General features: G+C 65.1%; 26 protein-coding genes. All 26 read left to right on the top strand.

The annotated features are described in order from the left end of the window. The first annotated feature begins 16 nt into the window (after nt 1-16). The 26 genes from tuf to BQ2383_RS03490 all read left to right on the top strand — a co-directional run bounded on the left by tuf (nt 17) and on the right by BQ2383_RS03490 (nt 15671). Nucleotides 17-1207: an elongation factor Tu gene (gene tuf / locus BQ2383_RS03365; protein ID WP_028502475.1), complete on the top strand. Its 1191-nt coding sequence runs from the start codon at nt 17-19 to the stop codon at nt 1205-1207. A 146-nt stretch (nt 1208-1353) separates the two neighbouring features. After that, nucleotides 1354-1566 (top strand): hypothetical protein, encoded by a 213-nt coding sequence (locus BQ2383_RS03370; RefSeq protein WP_091029523.1) that lies wholly within the window; start codon nt 1354-1356, stop codon nt 1564-1566. Nucleotides 1567-2414: 848 nt separating this feature from the next. Then, nucleotides 2415-2723 carry a 30S ribosomal protein S10 gene (gene rpsJ / locus BQ2383_RS03375; RefSeq protein ID WP_017201594.1) on the top strand — a complete coding sequence of 103 codons (309 nt, stop codon included), beginning with the start codon at nt 2415-2417 and terminating at the stop codon, nt 2721-2723. Between the two features lie 8 nt (nt 2724-2731). After that, nucleotides 2732-3391, top strand: coding sequence for a 50S ribosomal protein L3 (rplC, locus tag BQ2383_RS03380; RefSeq protein ID WP_056312872.1), 660 nt, complete (start codon nt 2732-2734; stop codon nt 3389-3391). A gap of 2 nt (nt 3392-3393) precedes the next feature. Beyond that, nucleotides 3394-4056, top strand: coding sequence for a 50S ribosomal protein L4 (gene rplD, locus BQ2383_RS03385; protein ID WP_091029526.1), 663 nt, complete (start codon nt 3394-3396; stop codon nt 4054-4056). Then, on the top strand, nt 4053-4376 hold the full coding sequence (gene rplW, locus BQ2383_RS03390) for a 50S ribosomal protein L23 (RefSeq protein ID WP_017829206.1): 324 nt from the start codon (nt 4053-4055) through the stop codon (nt 4374-4376). Before rplD ends, rplW begins: the two co-directional genes overlap by 4 nt. 20 nt (nt 4377-4396) lie before the next feature. Then, nucleotides 4397-5236 carry a 50S ribosomal protein L2 gene (gene rplB, locus BQ2383_RS03395; RefSeq protein WP_091029529.1) on the top strand — a complete coding sequence of 280 codons (840 nt, stop codon included), beginning with the start codon at nt 4397-4399 and terminating at the stop codon, nt 5234-5236. Between the two features lie 12 nt (nt 5237-5248). Beyond that, a complete protein-coding gene (gene rpsS, locus BQ2383_RS03400) occupies nt 5249-5530 on the top strand; it encodes a 30S ribosomal protein S19 (RefSeq protein WP_017829205.1) in 282 nt (93 codons plus the stop codon). After that, complete coding sequence (gene rplV, locus BQ2383_RS03405; protein WP_091029532.1) at nt 5530-5928, top strand: 50S ribosomal protein L22; 399 nt, start codon at nt 5530-5532, stop codon at nt 5926-5928. Before rpsS ends, rplV begins: the two co-directional genes overlap by 1 nt. Next, the gene (gene rpsC, locus BQ2383_RS03410) at nt 5928-6683 is read left to right on the top strand and encodes a 30S ribosomal protein S3 (RefSeq protein WP_017201587.1); all 756 of its coding nucleotides are present in this window, start codon (nt 5928-5930) and stop codon (nt 6681-6683) included. The genes rplV and rpsC overlap by 1 nt, the downstream gene beginning before the upstream one ends. After that, nucleotides 6683-7102, top strand: a complete 420-nt coding sequence (gene rplP / locus BQ2383_RS03415; RefSeq protein WP_017829203.1) for a 50S ribosomal protein L16 — start codon at nt 6683-6685, stop codon at nt 7100-7102. The genes rpsC and rplP overlap by 1 nt, the downstream gene beginning before the upstream one ends. Then, nucleotides 7102-7419 carry a 50S ribosomal protein L29 gene (gene rpmC, locus BQ2383_RS19570; RefSeq protein ID WP_045278747.1) on the top strand — a complete coding sequence of 106 codons (318 nt, stop codon included), beginning with the start codon at nt 7102-7104 and terminating at the stop codon, nt 7417-7419. Before rplP ends, rpmC begins: the two co-directional genes overlap by 1 nt. Next, on the top strand, nt 7419-7751 hold the full coding sequence (gene rpsQ / locus BQ2383_RS19575; protein ID WP_021201120.1) for a 30S ribosomal protein S17: 333 nt from the start codon (nt 7419-7421) through the stop codon (nt 7749-7751). Before rpmC ends, rpsQ begins: the two co-directional genes overlap by 1 nt. Next, nucleotides 7748-8116, top strand: coding sequence for a 50S ribosomal protein L14 (gene rplN, locus BQ2383_RS03430; RefSeq protein WP_017201583.1), 369 nt, complete (start codon nt 7748-7750; stop codon nt 8114-8116). The genes rpsQ and rplN overlap by 4 nt, the downstream gene beginning before the upstream one ends. Before the next feature lie 2 nt (nt 8117-8118). Then, nucleotides 8119-8478 (top strand): 50S ribosomal protein L24, encoded by a 360-nt coding sequence (rplX, locus tag BQ2383_RS03435; protein WP_029260922.1) that lies wholly within the window; start codon nt 8119-8121, stop codon nt 8476-8478. After that, nucleotides 8478-9068, top strand: a complete 591-nt coding sequence (gene rplE, locus BQ2383_RS03440; RefSeq protein WP_091029536.1) for a 50S ribosomal protein L5 — start codon at nt 8478-8480, stop codon at nt 9066-9068. The genes rplX and rplE overlap by 1 nt, the downstream gene beginning before the upstream one ends. A 144-nt stretch (nt 9069-9212) precedes the next feature. Further along, nucleotides 9213-9611, top strand: a complete 399-nt coding sequence (gene rpsH / locus BQ2383_RS03445; protein WP_029260924.1) for a 30S ribosomal protein S8 — start codon at nt 9213-9215, stop codon at nt 9609-9611. A gap of 6 nt (nt 9612-9617) precedes the next feature. Beyond that, nucleotides 9618-10154 (top strand): 50S ribosomal protein L6, encoded by a 537-nt coding sequence (gene rplF, locus BQ2383_RS03450; protein ID WP_091029539.1) that lies wholly within the window; start codon nt 9618-9620, stop codon nt 10152-10154. Nucleotides 10155-10156: 2 nt separating this feature from the next. Continuing rightward, nucleotides 10157-10516: a 50S ribosomal protein L18 gene (gene rplR / locus BQ2383_RS03455; RefSeq protein ID WP_029260926.1), complete on the top strand. Its 360-nt coding sequence runs from the start codon at nt 10157-10159 to the stop codon at nt 10514-10516. A 20-nt stretch (nt 10517-10536) separates the two neighbouring features. Continuing rightward, nucleotides 10537-11229: a 30S ribosomal protein S5 gene (gene rpsE, locus BQ2383_RS03460; protein ID WP_374225474.1), complete on the top strand. Its 693-nt coding sequence runs from the start codon at nt 10537-10539 to the stop codon at nt 11227-11229. Next, nucleotides 11229-11414, top strand: coding sequence for a 50S ribosomal protein L30 (rpmD, locus tag BQ2383_RS03465; protein WP_017201575.1), 186 nt, complete (start codon nt 11229-11231; stop codon nt 11412-11414). Before rpsE ends, rpmD begins: the two co-directional genes overlap by 1 nt. After that, nucleotides 11414-12049, top strand: coding sequence for a 50S ribosomal protein L15 (gene rplO / locus BQ2383_RS03470; protein ID WP_091029546.1), 636 nt, complete (start codon nt 11414-11416; stop codon nt 12047-12049). The genes rpmD and rplO overlap by 1 nt, the downstream gene beginning before the upstream one ends. Nucleotides 12050-12231: 182 nt before the next feature. Then, the gene (secY, locus tag BQ2383_RS03475) at nt 12232-13554 is read left to right on the top strand and encodes a preprotein translocase subunit SecY (protein WP_029260928.1); all 1323 of its coding nucleotides are present in this window, start codon (nt 12232-12234) and stop codon (nt 13552-13554) included. Then, nucleotides 13551-14156, top strand: a complete 606-nt coding sequence (locus tag BQ2383_RS03480; protein ID WP_091029549.1) for an adenylate kinase — start codon at nt 13551-13553, stop codon at nt 14154-14156. The genes secY and BQ2383_RS03480 overlap by 4 nt, the downstream gene beginning before the upstream one ends. Nucleotide 14157: 1 nt before the next feature. Beyond that, nucleotides 14158-15009: a type I methionyl aminopeptidase gene (map, locus tag BQ2383_RS03485; protein WP_091029553.1), complete on the top strand. Its 852-nt coding sequence runs from the start codon at nt 14158-14160 to the stop codon at nt 15007-15009. After that, complete coding sequence (locus BQ2383_RS03490; protein ID WP_091029557.1) at nt 15009-15671, top strand: DsbA family protein; 663 nt, start codon at nt 15009-15011, stop codon at nt 15669-15671. The genes map and BQ2383_RS03490 overlap by 1 nt, the downstream gene beginning before the upstream one ends. Nucleotides 15672-15830: the final 159 nt, after the last annotated feature.

Below are 15830 nucleotides of genomic sequence, written 5' to 3' on the forward strand. Positions count from 1 at the left end.
TCCTGAGGAGGACCCAGTGGCTAAGGCCAAGTTCGAGCGGACCAAGCCGCACGTCAACATCGGAACCATCGGTCACGTTGACCACGGCAAGACCACGCTCTCCGCAGCGATCTCGAAGGTGCTTGCTGACAAGTTCCCGTCCGACACCAACGTGCAGCGTGACTTCGCTTCCATCGACTCGGCGCCGGAAGAGCGCCAGCGTGGAATCACCATCAACATCTCGCACATCGAGTACGAGACCCCCAAGCGCCACTACGCTCACGTCGACGCCCCCGGCCACGCCGACTACGTCAAGAACATGATCACCGGTGCTGCTCAGATGGACGGCGCGATCCTCGTGGTCGCCGCCACCGACGGCCCGATGGCTCAGACGCGTGAGCACGTGCTGCTCGCCAAGCAGGTCGGCGTGCCGTACCTGCTGGTCGCGCTGAACAAGTCGGACATGGTCGACGACGAGGAGATCCTGGAGCTCGTCGAGCTCGAGGTCCGCGAGCTGCTCGCAGCCCAGGGCTTCGACGAGGACGCTCCTGTCGTCCGCGTCTCGGCTCTCAAGGCTCTCGAGGGCGACGAGAAGTGGACCCAGGCGATCCTGGACCTCATGCAGGCTGTCGACGACAGCGTTCCGGACCCGGAGCGTGACCGTGACAAGCCGTTCCTGATGCCCGTCGAGGACGTCTTCACGATCACCGGTCGTGGAACCGTCGTCACGGGTCGCGCCGAGCGTGGCACGCTGGCCATCAACTCCGAGGTCGAGATCGTCGGACTCCGTCCGACCGTCAAGACCACGGTCACGGGTATCGAGATGTTCCACAAGCAGCTCGACGAGGCCTGGGCCGGCGAGAACTGTGGTCTCCTGCTCCGTGGCACGAAGCGTGAGGACGTCGAGCGCGGTCAGGTCATCGTCAAGCCGGGTTCGGTCACGCCGCACACCGACTTCGAGGGCACCGCGTACATCCTGTCCAAGGACGAGGGTGGGCGTCACAACCCCTTCTACACGAACTACCGCCCGCAGTTCTACTTCCGCACCACCGACGTCACCGGCGTCATCTCGCTGCCCGAGGGCACCGAGATGGTCATGCCCGGCGACACCACCGACATGACGGTCGAGCTGATCCAGCCGATCGCCATGGAGGAGGGCCTCGGCTTCGCCATCCGTGAGGGTGGACGCACCGTCGGCGCCGGTACGGTCACGAAGATCGTCAAGTAAGTACCTGCTTCCTCACAGAGGGGTCGGACCTTCGGGTCCGGCCCCTCTGTGTTTTGTATCGTGTCGGGAGTTTCCTCCGCGCGCCAAGACGTGCACAATGATCTCGTCGGCCTCTTCGTCGACGCACACCTGAGAAGGGGATTCACATGGGTATCGATGACGCGGTGAACAAGGGCAAAGACCTCTACGAGCAGAACAAGGACAAGATCGCCGAGGCCGTCAAGAGCGACCAGGCCGAGGACATCAGCGACAAGGTCCTCGATGGCGTCGCGGACTTCGCGAAGAAGATCGCTCCGGGTGCCGCCGACAAGATCGACGAGATCCGGGACAGCGCGGACAAGTCCGTCGGCAACGAGTAACAGCCCCGCACTCTTCGAGCGGCGGTCCACCACCCGGTGGATCGCCGCTTTCGTATACAGAGGCACGCCCCGTTCGATCTGGTGGTCGTCAAATGTGGCGGATTCGCAGATGTATCGAGTAGGATCGTCTCGACCGCCTGGGGATCTTGCGGTCGGGGAAGCCGAAGGGGTTCGGTTTCCCGAAGCACGCGGGCTTTCCGCGTTGAAACTGGGGATAAGCGATCTTGGGGATCATCGTGCGACGCGCGCACTCTGTGCGCCTGAGCGTCACCCTGCCTGCGCGGCGGGTCTTCCGCCGCGCCCTCGAACGAGGAGTTCGGCGTCCCTTCACGCCGGGCTACTCGCGTTCGGTGTGCCCCCTCGCACTGAACGCCCTCCCCAAGCGGGGCGAGGCATGGGGATGCCTCGCCCCGCTATCTCCCTCCTTCTGACCCGGAATTCGACGTCCGTCACCGGCTCCCCGAGGGGCGCGACACGCCCGGGTTTGCAGAAGTGAAATCAGCCGTGGCAGAATAGACAGGTTCGATATTCCGTCGCCGCTGTGCGTGCGCCGGATCACTGCCAGGGCAGTGCATAGACGGCGGTTCCTCATGGGGGCTGCAGGGTTCTAGGCCGCGGGTAGCAGAACACACACCCCGACACCCTTCTCACCGAGGGGTTCGCCGTGCGCGGCGGAGGTCGGGCATCCGGTCGCCTCGCGGCGTCCGGCTGACAGAAGAACAGTGGTGCAGCAGATCGACTCGAGAGAGCCGTTCTCGTGCCGAGGCGCGAACAGCGCCGACGTGCGTCCAATGCCCCAGGGCCACCCGGTCCCGGACGGTATGACGCCTAAAGAGAGAGAGCAGACAATGGCGGGACAGAAGATCCGCATTCGCCTGAAGTCGTATGACCACGAGGTCATCGACACGTCCGCACGCAAGATCGTCGACACCGTGACCCGTGCGGGTGCGACCGTCGTCGGACCCGTGCCCCTTCCGACCGAGAAGAACGTCGTGTGCGTCATCCGGTCGCCGCACAAGTACAAGGACAGCCGCGAGCACTTCGAGATGCGCACCCACAAGCGTCTGATCGACATCGTCGACCCGACGCCCAAGGCCGTCGACTCGCTGATGCGTCTCGACCTGCCTGCCGATGTCAACATCGAGATCAAGCTCTGAGGTCGGACATGGTTGACATCAACTCCAAGATTTCCAAGGGCATGCTGGGCACGAAGCTCGGTATGACCCAGGTCTGGAACGAGAGCGGCAAGCTCGTTCCCGTCACCGTCATCGAGCTCGCCTCGAACGTGGTCACGCAGATCCGTACCCCCGAGAAGGACGGCTACAACGCCGTGCAGATCGCGTACGGCCAGATCGACCCCCGCAAGGTGAACAAGCCCCTCACGGCTCACTTCGAGGCAGCCGGCGTCACGCCGCGTCGTCACGTCACCGAGATCCGCACCGCGGACGCCGGCGACTACAGCCTGGGCCAGGAGCTCACGGTCGACGGCACCTTCGAAGCCGGCCAGCTCGTCGACGTCGTCGGCACGAGCAAGGGCAAGGGCTTCGCCGGTGTCATGAAGCGTCACAACTTCAAGGGCGTCTCGGCTTCGCACGGTTCGCACCGCAACCACCGCAAGCCCGGCTCGATCGGCGCATCGTCGACCCCGAGCCGCGTCTTCAAGGGCATGCGCATGGCCGGCCGTATGGGTGGCGAGCGTGTGACCGTCCTCAACCTCACGGTGCACGCCGTCGACATCGAGAAGGGTCTGCTGCTCGTCAAGGGCGCCGTCCCCGGTGCTCGTGGCCGCATCGTCTATGTCCGCAACGCAGTGAAGGGTGCCTGAACATGGCTGACTCCACTCTCGCGCTCGACGTCCTCAAGGCAGACGGCAAGAAAGCAAGCTCCATCGAGCTTCCCGCCGCGCTGTTCGACGCCAAGACGAACATCCCGCTCATCCACCAGGTCGTCGTCGCGCAGCTCGCGGCGGCTCGCCAGGGCACGCACTCGACCAAGCGTCGTGGCGAGGTCTCCGGTGCCGGCCGCAAGCCCTTCAAGCAGAAGGGCACGGGTAACGCCCGTCAGGGTTCCATCCGCGCGCCGCACATGACCGGTGGTGGCATCGTCCACGGCCCGAAGCCGCGTGACTACTCGCAGCGCACCCCCAAGAAGATGATCGCCGCCGCCCTGCTGGGCGCGCTCAGCGACCGCTTCCGCGGTGACCGCATCCACGCCATCGAGTCCTTCGGGATCGACGGCACGCCCTCGACGAAGACCGCGGTGAACTTCCTCACCAACGTCGTCTCGTCGAAGAACGTGCTCGTCGTGATCGAGCGCAACGACGACGTGACGCTGAAGAGCATCCGCAACCTGTCGAACCTGCACGTGCTGACGTTCGACCAGCTCAACGCATACGACGTGCTCGTCTCCGACGACATCGTCTTCACCCAGGCCGCGCTCGAGGGCTTCATCGCCTCCAAGTCCGGCGCCAACCAGGAGGTCTCCGCATGAGCGAGCAGGCATCTGTTCTCCAGACGGCCCTGAACAAGGACCCGCGCGACATCATCCTGAAGCCGGTCGTGTCCGAGAAGAGCTACGGGCTCATCGATGAAGGAAAGTACACCTTCCTCGTCGACCCGCGCGCTTCGAAGACCGAGATCAAGCTCGCCATCGAGAAGATCTTCGGCGTCAAGGTCGCAGGGGTCAACACCCTCAACCGCGTCGGCAAGGCTCGCCGCACCCGCTTCGGCACCGGCAAGCGCAAGGACACCAAGCGCGCCATCGTCACCCTGAAGTCGGGCACCATCGACATCTTCACGGCAATCGGCTGATCCGGGGGATAAGGACAATAATGGCTATTCGCAAGTACAAGCCCACGACCCCGGGCCGTCGAGGCTCGTCGGTGGCTGACTTCGCCGAGATCACTCGATCGACGCCGGAGAAGTCGCTGCTGCGCCCGCTCTCGAAGACCGGTGGTCGCAACAACCAGGGCCGCATCACGACCCGTCACATCGGTGGTGGCCACAAGCGCCAGTACCGCGTCATCGACTTCCGTCGTAACGACAAGGACGGCGTCAACGCCAAGGTCGCTCACATCGAGTACGACCCCAACCGCACCGCGCGCATCGCGCTGCTGCACTACTTCGACGGTGAGAAGCGCTACATCCTCGCTCCGGCGAAGCTGAAGCAGGGCGACGTCGTCGAGTCGGGTGCCGGGGCTGACATCAAGCCGGGCAACAACCTCCCGCTGAAGAACATCCCCACGGGTACCGTCATCCACGCGATCGAGCTCCGCCCCGGCGGCGGCGCGAAGATGGCACGTTCGGCCGGTGCATCCGTCCGCCTCGTCGCCAAGGACGGCAACTTCGCCCAGCTGCGTCTCCCCTCGGGCGAGATCCGCAACGTCGATGCGCGCTGCCGCGCGACCATCGGCGAGGTCGGCAACGCCGAGCAGTCGAACATCAACTGGGGTAAGGCCGGCCGCATGCGCTGGAAGGGCGTCCGCCCGACCGTGCGTGGTGTCGCGATGAACCCGGTGGATCACCCGCACGGTGGTGGTGAGGGTAAGACCTCTGGTGGTCGTCACCCCGTCTCCCCGTGGGGCCAGGCTGAGGGTCGTACCCGTCACGCCAACAAGGAAAGCGACAAGTACATCGTGCGTCGTCGTAACGCCGGCAAGAAGCGTAAGTAGGAGTAAGAGAAGATGCCTCGCAGTCTTAAGAAGGGCCCCTTCGTCGACGATCACCTGCTTCGCAAGGTGGTCGTGCAGAACGAAGCCGGCACCAAGAACGTCATCAAGACCTGGTCCCGTCGGTCCATGATCATCCCGGCCATGCTGGGTCACACGATCGCGGTCCACGACGGACGCAAGCACATCCCTGTGTTCGTGTCCGAGACCATGGTCGGTCACAAGCTGGGCGAGTTCGCGCCCACCCGCACCTTCCGCGGCCACGAGAAGGACGACAAGAAGGGGCGGCGCCGCTAATGGTCGAATCGATCGCACGCGTGCGACACATCCGCGTGACCCCTCAGAAGGCTCGTCGTGTCGTCGCGCTCATCAAGGGCAAGCAGGCCCAGGAGGCTCTGGCGATCCTGAAGTTCGCGCAGCAGAGCGCCAGTGAGCCGATCTACAAGCTTGTCGCGTCGGCCATGGCCAACGCGCAGGTCAAGGCAGATCGCGACGGCGAGTTCCTCGACGAGAAGGACCTGTACGTGGCCAACGCGTACGTCGACGAGGGCACCACGCTCAAGCGTTTCCAGCCCCGTGCACAGGGTCGCGCTTTCCAGATCAAGAAGCGCACGAGCCACATCACGGTCGTGCTCTCGACGCCTGAGGCAGCTCCGGCCGCCACGGGCGACAGCAACAAGAAGGCGAGCAAGTAATGGGACAGAAGGTAAACCCGTACGGCTTCCGTCTCGGCATCACGACGGACCACGTCTCGCGTTGGTTCTCTGACTCGACGAAGCCGGGTCAGCGTTACGCCGACTACGTCGCCGAGGACATCAAGATCCGCAACCTGCTCAAGACGCAGCTCGACCGCGCCGGTGTCTCGAACATCGAGATCGAGCGCACCCGTGACCGCGTCCGCGTCGACATCCACACCGCCCGTCCGGGCATCGTGATCGGTCGTCGTGGCGCCGAGGCCGAGCGCATCCGCGGCGACCTCGAGAAGCTCTCGGGCAAGCAGATCCAGCTGAACATCCTCGAGGTCAAGAACCCCGAGGCTGACGCTCAGCTCGTCGCACAGGGCATCGCCGAGCAGCTCTCTGCTCGTGTGGCGTTCCGTCGTGCGATGCGCAAGGGTCTGCAGGGCGCTCAGCGCGCCGGCGCCAAGGGCATCCGCATCCAGGTCTCCGGCCGCCTCGGCGGCGCCGAGATGAGCCGTTCGGAGTTCTACCGCGAGGGTCGTGTGCCGCTGCACACGCTTCGCGCGAACATCGACTACGGCTTCTACGAGGCGAAGACCACCTTCGGCCGTATCGGTGTGAAGGTCTGGATCTACAAGGGCGACCTGACCGCCAAGGAGCTCGCTCGCGAGCAGGCAAACGCACCCAAGGCTCGTCGCGACGACCGTGGTGGCGACCGCCGCCGTGCCCCGCGCAACGAGGCACCTGTCGCAGAAGGAGCGTCGGCATAATGCTCATCCCCCGTAAGGTCAAGTTCCGCAAGCAGCACCACCCGGGTCGCTCGGGCCAGGCAACCGGCGGCACGAAGGTCTCCTTCGGCGAGTACGGTATCCAGGCTCTGACCCCCGCTTACGTGACGAACCGTCAGATCGAGTCCGCTCGTATCGCGATGACCCGTCACATCAAGCGTGGTGGAAAGGTGTGGATCAACATCTACCCCGACCGTCCGCTCACGAAGAAGCCTGCTGAGACCCGCATGGGTTCCGGTAAGGGTTCCCCCGAGTGGTGGGTCGCCAACGTCAAGCCGGGCCGTGTCCTCTTCGAGGTCGCGGGTGTCGACGAGGAGCTCGCACGCGAAGCTCTGACCCGTGCAATTCACAAGCTGCCTCTCAAGGCACGCATCATCAAGCGCGAGGAGGGCGACGCGTAATGGCGATCGGCACCAAGGAGCTCGCCCCGGCAGAGCTCGATACATTCGAAGACCAGCGCCTCGTCGAGGAGCTGCGCAAGGCCAAGGAGGAGCTGTTCAACCTCCGTTTCCAGTCGGCCACCGGCCAGCTGGAGAGCCACGGCCGCATCCGCGCCGTCAAGCGCGACATCGCGCGTCTCTACACGGTGATCCGCGAACGTGAGCTGGGCATCCGTGCGACGCCCGCTCCGGTCGAGGTCCCCGCGAAGAAGGCGACCAAGTCGAAGGCGAAGAAGGCGGACTCCGCCGACGACGCCGTGAAGGAAGAGGCTGAGTGATGGCCACCAAGAAGGAAGCGACTGTGGAGACGCAGGCCGCAGGACACGAGTCGTCTGAGCACGACGTCCGCGACTCCGCTGCCCGCGGTTACCGCAAGGCGCGTCGCGGCTACGTCGTCAGCGACAAGATGGACAAGACCATCGTGGTCGAGGTCGAGGACCGCGTGAAGCACCCGCTTTACGGCAAGGTCATCCGCCGCACCTCGAAGGTCAAGGCGCACGATGAGGCGAACTCCGCCGGCATCGGCGACCTGGTCCTGATCAACGAGACCCGCCCGCTGAGCGCCACGAAGCGCTGGCGCCTGGTGGAGATTCTGGAGAAGGCCAAGTGATTCAGCAGGAATCCCGACTCAAGGTCGCCGACAACACCGGCGCCAAGGAGCTCCTCACGATTCGCGTCCTCGGTGGCTCGAAGCGTCGTTACGCCGGTCTCGGCGACACCATCGTCGCGACCGTCAAGGACGCGATCCCCGGTGGCAACGTGAAGAAGGGCGACGTCGTCAAGGCGGTCATCGTCCGCACCAAGAAGGAGGTCCGTCGTCCGGACGGCTCCTACATCAAGTTCGACGAGAACGCCGCAGTGATCCTGAAGAACGACGGGGAGCCCCGCGGCACCCGTATCTTCGGGCCGGTCGGTCGTGAGCTTCGCGACAAGAAGTTCATGAAGATCGTCTCGCTGGCGCCGGAGGTCATCTAATCATGGCGAAGATCAAGAAGGGTGACCTGGTTCAGGTCATCACCGGTGCCACGCAGGAGCGTGGCGGCGACCGTGGCAAGCAGGGCAAGGTCCTCGACGTGCTCGGCGACAAGAACCGCGTGATCGTCGAAGGCGTGAACTACGTCACCAAGCACACCCGCGTCGGACAGACGCAGCGTGGCACCAAGACCGGAGGCATCGAGACCGTCGAAGCCTCCATCCACATCTCGAACGTCGCACTCGTCGACCCCTCGACCAAGAAGCCGACCAAGGTCGGCCACCGGGTCGAGGAGCAGACCAAGGACGGCGTCAAGCGCACCGTCCGCGTGCGGTACGCGAAGAAGAGCGGTAAGGACCTCTGATGAGCACCGACACTGCCGCGCCGGCTGGCAAGATCCAGCCGCGCCTGAAGCAGAAGTACAACAGCGAGATCAAGAAGGCTCTGCAGGAAGAGTTCGGCTACGCGAACGTCATGCAGATCCCCGGACTGGTCAAGGTCGTCGTGAACACCGGTGTCGGCGAGGCAGCTCGCGACAGCAAGGTGATCGATGGTGCGGTCGACGACCTCACCAAGATCACCGGCCAGAAGCCGATCGTCACGAAGGCCCGCAAGTCCATCGCGCAGTTCAAGCTGCGTGAGGGCCAGGCCATCGGCGCGCACGTCACCCTCCGCGGTGACCGCGCGTGGGAGTTCGTTGACCGTCTCGTGTCGCTGGCACTGCCCCGTATCCGCGACTTCCGCGGTCTCTCGGGCAAGCAGTTCGACGGCAACGGCAACTACACCTTCGGTCTCCAGGAGCAGAGCGTGTTCCACGAGATCGATCAGGACAAGATCGACCGGGTTCGCGGTTTCGACATCACCGTCGTCACCACCGCGAAGACGGATGACGAGGGTCGGGCACTGCTCCGTCACCTCGGCTTCCCGTTCCGCTCGGAAGACGCACAGGCGTGACCCTTCGACAGGCTCAGGGACCCTCGGGTTGCTGAGCCTGTCGAAGCACTCGCCGACATGCACCTACAATTGAAGATTGCGTGTCATCGCAGGCCGTCTGTCGTGTAACGGCAGCCGGAACCTCATGAACAAAGGAAAACAACAATGACAATGACAGACCCGGTCGCAGATCTGCTGACCCGTCTGCGTAACGCGAACTCGGCGCACCACGATTCCGTGACCCTGCCGTCGAGCAAGCTCAAGACGAACATCGCTCAGATCCTCCAGCAGGAGGGCTACATCGCCGGCTGGGAGACCTCTGACGCTCGCGTCGGACAGAACCTCACGCTGACGCTGAAGTACGGCCCCAACCGTGAGCGCTCGATCGCTGGTATCAAGCGCGTCTCGAAGCCCGGCCTCCGCGTCTACGCGAAGTCCACCGAGCTCCCCACGGTCCTCGGCGGTCTCGGCGTGGCCATCCTGTCCACCTCCTCCGGTCTTCTCACCGACCGTCAGGCTGAGCAGAAGGGCGTGGGCGGAGAAGTTCTCGCCTACGTGTGGTAATTCGAAATGTCCCGTATTGGACGACTTCCCATCGACGTTCCCGCGGACGTGACCGTTTCGGTCGCAGGCCGTGTGGTCTCGGTGAAGGGCCCCAAGGGTGAGCTCACCCTGACGGTGGCCAACCCCATCGAGGTCGCGGTCGAGGAGAACCAGGTTCTGGTCTCCCGTCCCGACGACGAGCGCGAGTCGCGGTCGCTTCACGGCCTGACCCGCACGCTCATCAACAACAACATCATCGGCGTGACCCAGGGCTACACCAAGGGTCTCGAGGTCGTCGGCACCGGTTACCGCGTGCAGCAGAAGGGGAGCTCGGTCGAGTTCGCCCTCGGCTTCTCGCACCCGGTCCTGATCGACCCGCCCGCCGGCATCACGCTCACGGTCGAGGGCACCACCAAGCTCACCGTCAGCGGGATCGACAAGCAGGCTGTCGGCGAGGCAGCTGCCAACATCCGCAAGATCCGCAAGCCCGAGCCGTACAAGGGCAAGGGTGTGCGCTACGCCGGCGAGAACGTGCGTCGCAAGGCCGGAAAGAGTGGTAAGTAACCATGGCTCTCAAGTCAAAGTCTGACGCCCGCGCGCGTCGTCACGCCCGCCTTCGCAAGAAGGTCGTCGGCACCGAGGTGCGTCCGCGCCTCGTCGTCAACCGCTCGGCCCGCCACGTCTTCGTGCAGCTGGTCGACGACAGCAAGGGTCACACCGTGGCGTCGGCATCGACGCTCGAGACCGACCTGCGCTCGCTCGAGGGTGACAAGACCGCCAAGGCCCGCAAGGTCGGCGAGCTCCTCGCCGAGCGTGCGAAGGCTGCCGGCGTTTCCGAGGCAGTGTTCGACCGTGGCGGTAACCGCTACGCCGGTCGTGTCGCCGCCATCGCCGACGGCGCCCGCGAAGGGGGTCTGGCACTGTGAGTGACAACAAGGAGAACGAAGTGACCGAAACGGCTGCTGCCGCTCCCGAGGCGGCCGCTGTCGTCTCTGAGACGGCCGCCGGCACGACCCAGGCTGAGCCTGCTCGCGAAGGCCGCCGTGGCGGCGGTCGCGATCGCAACCAGGGTGGCGGCCGCGACCGCAACTCGCGCGACCGTGGCGACAACCAGTTCCTGGAGCGCGTCGTCACCATCAACCGCGTCTCGAAGGTCGTGAAGGGTGGTCGTCGCTTCAGCTTCACCGCCCTCGTGGTCGTCGGTGACGGCAACGGTCTGGTCGGCGTCGGCTATGGCAAGGCCCGAGAGGTCCCCCTGGCGATCTCGAAGGGTGTCGAAGAGGCCAAGCGCAACTTCTTCCGCGTTCCGCGCGTCGGCAGCACCATCCCGCACCCGGTGCAGGGTGAGGCCGCCGCTGGTGTGGTCCTGCTCCGTCCGGCCGCTGCCGGTACCGGTGTCATCGCCGGTGGTCCGGTCCGCGCCGTGCTCGAGTGCGCCGGTATCCACGACGTGCTGTCGAAGTCGCTCGGTTCGTCGAACACGATCAACATCGTGCACGCGACGGTCACCGCCCTGAAGCAGCTCGAGGAGCCTCGTGCGGTCGCCGCGCGTCGCGGTCTCGAGTTCGACCAGGTCGCCCCTGCCCGCCTCGTGCGTGCAGAGGCCGAGGCCATCGCCGCACAGAAGGTAGGTGCCTGATGGCCGCGCGACTGAAGGTCACGCAGATCAAGTCCAAGGTGAGCGAGAAGCAGAACCAGCGTGACACGCTGCGCAGCCTCGGTCTCAAGCGGATCGGTGACACCACCGTCCGCCCCGACGACGCGCAGACGCGCGGTTACGTCAAGACCGTCGCACACCTCGTCAAGGTTGAGGAGATCGACTAATGGCTGAGAAGAACGAGGCCGTCGAGGCCGAGAAGGCCCCGAAGAAGGCTGCAGCTCCCAAGGCTGCTGCTGCAAAGAAGCCCGCTGCGAAGAAGGCTCCGGCCAAGACCGCTGCGTCCGCCGCCAAGGCTGACGCTCCGGCCAAGAAGCCGGCCGCCAAGAAGGCTGCGCCGGCGAAGGATGCTCCGGCATCCCGCCCCGGCGTGCTGAAGGTGCACCACCTGCGTCCGGTCCCCGGATCCAACACCGCCAAGACTCGCGTCGGCCGTGGTGAGGGTTCCAAGGGTAAGACCGCTGGTCGTGGTACCAAGGGCACCAAGGCGCGCAACACCGTTCGCGTCGGCTTCGAGGGTGGGCAGATGCCGCTGCACATGCGCACCCCGAAGCTGCGCGGGTTCAAGAACCCGTTCCGCGTCGAGTACCAGGTCGTGAACCTGGAGAAGCTCGCGGAGCTGTACCCCAAGGGTGGCGATGTCACCATCGGCGACCTGGTCGCCAAGGGTGCCGTTCGCAAGAACGAGAAGGTCAAGGTTCTCGGAAACGGCGACATCGCCGTGAAGCTCACCGTTTCGGTCGACAAGGTCTCGGGTTCTGCCGAGCAGAAGATCGTCGCGGCGGGCGGATCCGTCAAGTAACCGCAAGATGAGAGGGGCCGGAGATTCTCCGGCCCCTCTCGTCGTTTCACACTCCGAGACCTCGCTCTGGGGCCGCATCCGGCGGGCCTGGTATCGGTGACGAATTCCGGGAACCCCGGATTGCGTTACCCTGGTCTTTCAGCCGTCCTTCGGGAATCGGCAACTTTTCAGGAGGAACGTCCTTGTTTAGCGCCATCGCGCGGATCTTCCGCACCCCGGACCTGCGTCGGAAGATCGGTTTCACCCTCGCCATCATCGCGATCTACCGGCTCGGCTCCAACGTCCCTGCGCCGTTCGTGAACTTCCCGAACGTCGAGGAGTGCCTTGCGGCGAACGCGGGCACCGACGGCCTGCTCGGACTGGTCAACCTCTTCTCCGGCGGTGCACTGCTGCAGCTGTCGATCTTCGCCCTCGGCGTCATGCCGTACATCACGGCGACGATCATCACGCAGCTGCTCCGCGTGGTCATCCCGCACTTCGAGGCACTGCACAAGGAAGGACAGGCCGGTCAGGCCCGTCTGACCCAGTACACGCGGTACCTCACCATCGCTCTCGCGCTGCTGCAGTCGACGACTCTCGTCACGGTGGCGCGCAGCGGCCAGCTCTTCGGCTCGACCGATCTCGCGGCCTGCCAGCAGCTCCTGACGAACGACGTGTGGTGGGCGCAGCTGCTCATCATTATGACTATGACGGCCGGTACCGGTCTCATCATGTGGTTCGCCGAGCTCGTCACCGAGCGTGGCATCGGCAACGGCATGTCGCTCCTCATCTTCACCTCGATCGCCGCGACGTTCCCCGGCGCCATGGGCCTCATCTGGCAGACCAAGGGCTTCGAGGTCTTCCTGCTGGTGCTGCTGGTCGGAATCATCGTCATGGGGCTCGTCGTCTTCGTCGAGCAATCGCAACGACGGATCCCCGTCCAGTACGCGAAGCGCATGGTCGGTCGCCGCACGTACGGCGGCACCAACACGTACATCCCGATCAAGGTGAACATGGCGGGTGTGATCCCCGTGATCTTCGCGTCGTCGCTGCTCTACATCCCGGCACTCATCGCGCAGTTCAACACTCCGCAGGACGGATCGACGCCGCCCGAGTGGGTCAGCTGGATCACCGCGAACTTCACCACGGGCAACAGCCCGGTGTACATGGCCGCGTACTTCCTGCTGATCATCGGTTTCACCTACTTCTACGTGGCGATCACGTTCAATCCGGTCGAGGTCGCGGACAACATGAAGAAGTACGGCGGGTTCATCCCCGGCATCCGTGCGGGCCGCCCGACGGCCGAGTACCTCGACTACGTGCTCACCCGCATCACGCTCCCGGGCTCGCTGTACCTCGGCCTGATCGCGCTCATCCCGCTGATCGCACTGGCCACGGTCGGCGCGAACCAGAACTTCCCGTTCGGCGGCGCCTCGATCCTCATCATCGTCGGTGTGGGTCTCGAGACGGTCAAGCAGATCGACGCGCAGCTGCAGCAGCGACACTATGAAGGGCTCCTCCGATGACAGCATCCGCCCGTCTTCTCATCGTCGGCCCGCAGGGTTCCGGCAAAGGCACGCAGGGCGTGCGCATCGCCGAGTCCTACGGCATCCCGGTCGTGTCGACCGGTGACATCTTCCGCGCGAACATCAAGGAGGGGACGCCGCTGGGCCAGCAGGTCACGGCGATCCTCGACAAGGGTGACCTCGTTCCGGATGAGTTGACGAGCGAGATCGTGCGCGATCGGCTGTCCCAGGAAGACGCGGCGCACGGATTCCTGCTCGACGGGTTTCCGCGCAACACCGCGCAGGTCGCCCACCTGGAGTCGTTCCTCGCGGAGCGGGGGGAGTCGCTCGACGCGGTTATCCTCCTCGACGTGCCGCGCGAGGAGAGCCTGGAGCGTCTGACGCTCCGCGCCACCGAGCAGGGCCGCTCCGACGACACCCCGGAGGCCATCGGCCACCGCCTCGACATCTACGAGCGCGAGACCGCTCCGATCATCGAGGTCTACGGCCCCAAGGGCATCGTGGACCGCATCGACGGCACCGGCGCTCTCGACGACGTCACCGAGCGGATCACGGCGGCCCTGGCCGCCCGCGGTCTTCGCCTCGCGGCCTCCGCTTCCTGAGATGTTCCGCCGGTCGATCTACAAGACCCCGGCTCAGCTGCGAGCCATGGTCGAGCCGGGTCTCATCACGGCCGCAGCGCTGGAGGCCGTCCGCCCGTTGATCAAGGCCGGCGTCACGACGCTCGAGCTGGACGCGGTGGCGAACAGTACGATCCTCGCCCGCGGCGCGGAGTCGAACTTCCAGCTGGTGCGCGGCTACCACCACACGACCTGCATCTCGGTGAACGAGCAGGTCGTGCACGGGATCCCCGGCGAGCGGGTGTTGCAGCCGGGCGACATCGTCTCGGTCGACTGCGGCGCGCAGTTCAAGGGCTGGAACGGCGATAGCGCGATCACGGTCGTCGTCCCCGACCCGGAGCGGCCCGAACTGGTCGCGCAGCGCGAAGAGCTCTCCCGCGTGACCGAGGGATCCCTGTGGGCGGGGATCGCCGCGATGGCATCCGTCTCATCGATCGATGAGATCGGCGCGGCCATCCAGGACTACATCGAGGCGCAGGGGCCCTCAGCGGTGTCGGGGGAGTCGTACGGCATCCTCCGCGAGTACGTCGGGCACGGCATCGGCCGCAAGATGCACGAGGCTCCCAGCGTCTTCAACTACCGCACGCCCGACCGCGGCGAAGAGGTCAAGCCCGGCCTCGTTCTCGCGATCGAGCCGATGGTCACGGCGGGCGGGGATTCGACGTTCATCGAGGACGATGACTGGACCGTCACGACGGTCGACGGCACAGACGGCTCCCATTGGGAACATAGCGTCGCCCTGCATGATGGGGGTATCTGGGTGCTGACTGCGCCCGATGGCGGAAGAGCCGGACTCGCTCCATTCGGAGTCGAGCCTCGAGAGATCGGAAAGTAATGGCAGCGGCGAAGAGCAACACCAACTGGTTCGCGATCGGCGTCTCCATCGCCGTGGTCGTGGTGCTGGTGGCGATCGGTGGACTCGTGGTGTTCCTCAACAACCAGGCCACCGCTCCCGGTGCGGCGCCCAAGAGCGACATCATCAACGAGGAGACCGGCGCGATCTCCTTCGGAGATGGCAAGGACGAGGTCGACACGTTCGTCGACTTCATGTGCCCGATCTGCGGCGACTTCGAGAAGCAGTACGGCGAGCAGCTGCAGGCCGCGGCCGCCGATGGCAAGATCACGCTGAACCTGCACCCGATCTCGATCCTCGACCGCTACTCGCAGAACACCAAGTTCTCGACGCGTGCGGCCGCAGCGGTCTACTGCGTGGCCGAAAAGGCGCCGGAAGCGGCCCTGGACTACTTCAACCTGCTCTTCGCGAACCAGCCGGAGGAGAACAGCGCCGGCCTCACCGACGACGAGCTCGCGGCACTCGCTGAGCAGGCCGGCGGGGGAGCCGCGGCCGACTGCATCGCAGATGGCACGTACATGGACTTCGTCGGGGACCAGACCCAGGCGCACGAGATCGCAGGAACGCCGACCATCGAGGTCAACGGCAAGCGCCTCGACCTGCAGGCCGGCGAGATCACCGAGATGGAGAAGCTGCTCGGTTGATCCGACAGCTCCCCGCCCATGGGCGGTCAAGTTGCCGGATGCCGCCGGAGCGTCTAACATAGATCTTTGGTGCTTTGTGCCTTGATTCGGCGTGTCCGTCGGCGCAGCACCACAATCCAATCACCCACCGCAGATCGACCGATCTGCAGAAGCGTCAGC

Origin of the sequence: Microbacterium oxydans, from assembly GCF_900095745.1 — a bacterium.
Classification (GTDB): domain Bacteria; phylum Actinomycetota; class Actinomycetes; order Actinomycetales; family Microbacteriaceae; genus Microbacterium; species Microbacterium oxydans_B.

What these genes read in the sequence shown, in the direction of transcription:
- rplV (WP_091029532.1), top strand. Translation starts at nt 5,530, where the DNA reads ATGGTCGAATCGATCGCACGCGTGCGACACATCCGCGTGACCCCTCAG.
- map (WP_091029553.1), top strand. Translation starts at nt 14,158, where the DNA reads ATGTTCCGCCGGTCGATCTACAAGACCCCGGCTCAGCTGCGAGCCATG.
- rplF (WP_091029539.1), top strand. Translation starts at nt 9,618, where the DNA reads ATGTCCCGTATTGGACGACTTCCCATCGACGTTCCCGCGGACGTGACC.
- rpsC (WP_017201587.1), top strand. Translation starts at nt 5,928, where the DNA reads ATGGGACAGAAGGTAAACCCGTACGGCTTCCGTCTCGGCATCACGACG.
- BQ2383_RS03370 (WP_091029523.1), top strand. Translation starts at nt 1,354, where the DNA reads ATGGGTATCGATGACGCGGTGAACAAGGGCAAAGACCTCTACGAGCAG.
- rpsQ (WP_021201120.1), top strand. Translation starts at nt 7,419, where the DNA reads ATGGCCACCAAGAAGGAAGCGACTGTGGAGACGCAGGCCGCAGGACAC.
- rpmC (WP_045278747.1), top strand. Translation starts at nt 7,102, where the DNA reads ATGGCGATCGGCACCAAGGAGCTCGCCCCGGCAGAGCTCGATACATTC.
- rplC (WP_056312872.1), top strand. Translation starts at nt 2,732, where the DNA reads ATGGTTGACATCAACTCCAAGATTTCCAAGGGCATGCTGGGCACGAAG.
- rplW (WP_017829206.1), top strand. Translation starts at nt 4,053, where the DNA reads ATGAGCGAGCAGGCATCTGTTCTCCAGACGGCCCTGAACAAGGACCCG.
- rplD (WP_091029526.1), top strand. Translation starts at nt 3,394, where the DNA reads ATGGCTGACTCCACTCTCGCGCTCGACGTCCTCAAGGCAGACGGCAAG.
- BQ2383_RS03490 (WP_091029557.1), top strand. Translation starts at nt 15,009, where the DNA reads ATGGCAGCGGCGAAGAGCAACACCAACTGGTTCGCGATCGGCGTCTCC.
- rpsH (WP_029260924.1), top strand. Translation starts at nt 9,213, where the DNA reads ATGACAATGACAGACCCGGTCGCAGATCTGCTGACCCGTCTGCGTAAC.
- rpmD (WP_017201575.1), top strand. Translation starts at nt 11,229, where the DNA reads ATGGCCGCGCGACTGAAGGTCACGCAGATCAAGTCCAAGGTGAGCGAG.
- rpsJ (WP_017201594.1), top strand. Translation starts at nt 2,415, where the DNA reads ATGGCGGGACAGAAGATCCGCATTCGCCTGAAGTCGTATGACCACGAG.
- rplP (WP_017829203.1), top strand. Translation starts at nt 6,683, where the DNA reads ATGCTCATCCCCCGTAAGGTCAAGTTCCGCAAGCAGCACCACCCGGGT.
- rplE (WP_091029536.1), top strand. Translation starts at nt 8,478, where the DNA reads ATGAGCACCGACACTGCCGCGCCGGCTGGCAAGATCCAGCCGCGCCTG.
- rplX (WP_029260922.1), top strand. Translation starts at nt 8,119, where the DNA reads ATGGCGAAGATCAAGAAGGGTGACCTGGTTCAGGTCATCACCGGTGCC.
- rpsS (WP_017829205.1), top strand. Translation starts at nt 5,249, where the DNA reads ATGCCTCGCAGTCTTAAGAAGGGCCCCTTCGTCGACGATCACCTGCTT.
- rplR (WP_029260926.1), top strand. Translation starts at nt 10,157, where the DNA reads ATGGCTCTCAAGTCAAAGTCTGACGCCCGCGCGCGTCGTCACGCCCGC.
- rplB (WP_091029529.1), top strand. Translation starts at nt 4,397, where the DNA reads ATGGCTATTCGCAAGTACAAGCCCACGACCCCGGGCCGTCGAGGCTCG.
- rplO (WP_091029546.1), top strand. Translation starts at nt 11,414, where the DNA reads ATGGCTGAGAAGAACGAGGCCGTCGAGGCCGAGAAGGCCCCGAAGAAG.
- BQ2383_RS03480 (WP_091029549.1), top strand. Translation starts at nt 13,551, where the DNA reads ATGACAGCATCCGCCCGTCTTCTCATCGTCGGCCCGCAGGGTTCCGGC.